Source organism: Vibrio sp. OPT46 (assembly GCF_015163535.1).
In the GTDB taxonomy this organism is placed as follows: domain Bacteria; phylum Pseudomonadota; class Gammaproteobacteria; order Enterobacterales; family Vibrionaceae; genus Vibrio; species Vibrio alginolyticus.
In genome coordinates this window covers 34,895-38,415 of the sequence record NZ_JADDYG010000201.1, presented here as the reverse complement: position 1 = coordinate 38,415, position 3,521 = coordinate 34,895, and the positions used below count along the sequence as shown (strand labels likewise).

General features: G+C 44.2%; 2 protein-coding genes and 1 pseudogene. 1 reads left to right on the top strand and 2 read right to left on the bottom strand.

What is annotated here, in order from left to right; genetic code table 11:
- Positions 1 to 187, bottom strand: a pseudogene (locus tag IQR33_RS08960) (alpha-ketoglutarate-dependent dioxygenase AlkB); the annotation flags it as partial.
- A 129-nt stretch (positions 188 to 316) separates the two neighbouring features.
- Here IQR33_RS08960 and IQR33_RS08955 point away from each other — a divergent pair.
- Positions 317 to 1,672 (top strand): diguanylate cyclase, encoded by a 1,356-nt coding sequence (locus tag IQR33_RS08955; protein ID WP_193838038.1) that lies wholly within the window; start codon positions 317 to 319, stop codon positions 1,670 to 1,672.
- 387 nt (positions 1,673 to 2,059) lie between these two features.
- Here IQR33_RS08955 and IQR33_RS08950 read toward each other — a convergent pair.
- The coding region (locus IQR33_RS08950) for a DUF3612 domain-containing protein (protein WP_228013815.1) at positions 2,060 to 3,521 on the bottom strand (1,462 nt) is incomplete at its 5' end.

Sequence of the window (3,521 nt, the reverse complement as noted above, 5' to 3'; positions counted from 1 at the left end):
GAGGTTGAAGTACTGACTTGCCGAACATAGTAATGTGTTCTTGGTGCCATGGCAGTGTCTTTCGAAGTTGGTCAAAGTAATTATCCGCCTCAAGATGGCTAAGAAAATGAGGATCATAATAAAGTTTTCCTCTTTCTACTTCTTGCCATAGATCGCCGCCAAATAAATCGCCTTGTTGATGCATCATCTCACACCTAAAACATAAAAGTTGTCAATCACTGTTACCTTTCTGATTATGATTGGTTATTCTTGTGATAATAAGAATTTTAACAATAAATAAAAAATCTCGTAGTTGTATACGAGTTGTGGGGAGAAAATGCGTTATTTACCCAGAAAACGATGCTATTTTGCATTGTTCTTCCTCACCTTTTTCGCTTTGTGTATTGGGGTTATCGAGCTGTTAAATCGAAACCAGCAAGAGCTTCACAAAGAGCGAGTTCAAGTTGAGGCCAAAGAACAACTTTCCATTCTCCGTTCCAATTTGGAAGCGGTACTTATGGCGGATATCTACAAAGCCAGTACTTTAGCGACACTCATTACTTTACTTCCTAAAAACCAAGAAGAAGAATTGAGTATCGCCGCTCACCGAATCCTAAATAAAAGTAAACATATTACAATCATCGGTATCGCGAAAAATGATGTAATTAGTCATGTATTTCCACGCCAAGGTAATGAGCGCCTAATCGGCCTTGATTACCGCGCAGTGCCACAGCAGTGGGTACAGGTGCAAAAAGCCAAGGATGTACAAGAAATTTTCATCGCAGGGCCAGTGACTTTGATTCAAGGTGGCCGAGGTTTGATCGTGCGTGTGCCTGTTTTTCTTGATCCTCCAATGAATCAGGACTACTGGGGAGTGATCAGTGCGGTGATTGATTTCGATGCTCTGATGAGAGAAACCGGCGTAATTGATTTCTCGTATCGTTACCCTTTAATGATCCGTGGTTACGATAGCGGTGGCTCATTTGGTGATGCTTTCTTTGGCGCGCAAAGTTTAAATAGCATGGCATATGCAAAAGAGATGGTTCATTTTCCTTATGGTGGGTGGAGTATGGTGGTTTTCTCTGGAGGCAAAGCTGATCGCCAAATCTCTTGGCATCAGTTGCATTTAGCTAGAGTAATCGGCTATCCCATTATATTCGCACTTAGCCTCGCGCTGTTCGCCATTTATCGACTGTATACCATTGCAGATGACAGAGCTTTACACGATGAACTCACGCATTTACCAAACCGTCGCTATTTTATGAAGTTTTACAAGCAGCAGTTCGAAATAGCGAAACGTTATAAAAAGCGTTATAGCTTCGCCTTAATTAATATTGACCTAGATAGGTTTAAACACATTAACGATACCTATGGTCACGACGCAGGTGACAAAGTTTTAATCGCTACGGCTGAAAGGGTAAAAAGCTCTCTGCGTAAATCAGACATCGTGGCCAGAATGGGCGGTGATGAGTTTTTAGTTGTAGTCCATCACCCTGGAACGGAAGAAAATGTTCAGTCCCTTCTACAAAAACTTCGATTAGCGCTATGCTCGACGCCCGTCATTTACGATGAAACGCTTATCTATTTGAAAGCCAGTATTGGGTACGCGATATTTGACCCGAAAATGTCATCTCCTGAGCAAATGATGAAAATAGCCGATGAGAGAATGTATCAACAAAAGCATGGCGGATGAGCCTGAACCCAGTTTCAATAAGGGGTTAGAAGAATGGTAAAGTTGGGAGCCCGAAATCTCATCATCATTGAGGTACAAGAGTATGTGACTTCATATGTTCACAGACACTTTGCTGAGAGAGTCGTTATTAGCAGTGCATTCAGTGGCATATTTGCATAATGTTGCATTTTGCAAATGCAGTTTGCGAAATTAATGGTTAATAAAGCAACGATATGCATCTGGATCTACTAAAAAACGGCTTTTTTAAAGTTGGCACGCATCGTGCTTTACTTAGAGTGACCCTTATTAAGCCGAGGGTCACCTAGCCAACTGACGTTGTTAGTGAATACAAATTGTTCACAAGTATATACCGCCAATCACGTTTATTGTGATTGGCGTTTTTTCTTTCTAAAGCCCGATGATATTCACGTCGCTGCCCGTCTCATCAGCTTCTCCGCACTTGCTGTAACAACTAGGTTGTCTTGGACAAACCGCCCCTCTGGAGCAGATCAACCTTGCTTGGGTTTGAATCCCGCGCTCTATCCAGTTGATGTTTAATATCTTAGCGATAGTCGTTAAGTCTTTTTTGATGTGGGGAGGAATAACACTACTTCCGCCGGAAGCGACACAAAGGGACTTAAGTTCTTCCGCTATGGAAACGGCATCGCCACCTTGTGCAGAAATAGCAGGGTTAAGATCAATACCGGCACATAGCACGCGATTATTTCCCGCAGGGTCAAATACGTTGACCGATTCGCAGCAGTAGATACGTGGCTCGTCGCCAACATTTAAAATCGAAATTTGCGCTGAACTGGTATCCAAAGGCTGGGAAAGGCGTCGGAATACCGCCCAGTGCTGGCAAGGGTCGTTTACTTTGCGCATGTTGCCCCAAGGCAATGGAATACCATTTCCTCGATACACTGCTTTTAACTTGCCGGGGCCATAGGCATCAAAATAGTGCCAATGAGGGTAAGGCGAGACCACCGTCATGCGACGCATTGCAACGGAAGGAGAAACGCCGGCCTTTTTGTGAACATCAATTTCGTAACCGGAGCGGTCAAGCAACTGACGAAATGGTACTTTGGGGCAAAGCAAGGCACCAGCAAAAAAGCTAGACTCAAAATCACGCCAAGCTTGCAGGATATCTTGCGAATTGAGTTCAGAGTTCGACACAGGGCTGTCCATTTGCTCCCAATTGTTTTGATGCCCGATAGATAAAACGTTATTCATTGCATCGCTGCTATGGAGCACTCGATGGCCGATATATACCGCCAAGTCATACTTCAATCGGGTTGGATAGTCACGCATTCGTTTATTGAGATAAATAGTCCCAGGTGGCTCCATGAAAGACGTAATCAACTGTTTGGCGCTGACGCCCAGTTCATCAATCACATCTTGTGGCGCTCGATCAACCCAGCGGATATCCAATCCCATACTCTTTGCAATGTCTACGAGATCCTCTACAGATAGATTCAACCGCTTCAAGCCGACCTCTTCGGCGGCGCGCTCTAAATCAGGAAAATGGTTTTGATGGTTTTCTTGGTGTGCTCGAATCAAGAGATGAGCAAACTGACGCCCCGTGATACCTGTTTGGGAGAGCATTTCTGGTATCGCGATTTGAAGAATATCATTGGAGAACAGGAAGCTCGGCTCCAACGCCATGCCACTAATCCCGCCACGATTTCCTTTGTTGGGTGTGATGGCTTCTAATTCGGGTTCATCATCTAAAAACCACGCCGGATCTTTTTGAAAAACTTCCGCGATCACTTCGAGCATATCGATACTCGGTACGCGTTTTCCGCGCTCAATCATCGAAAGGTAAGAAACCGACGGAGCGTATTCAGGATTAATTCTTACACAACGGGCAGAT

Excerpts from the sequence above, each read along its gene's own strand:
- IQR33_RS08955 (WP_193838038.1), top strand. The coding sequence starts at position 317 with ATGCGTTATTTACCCAGAAAACGATGCTATTTTGCATTGTTCTTCCTC.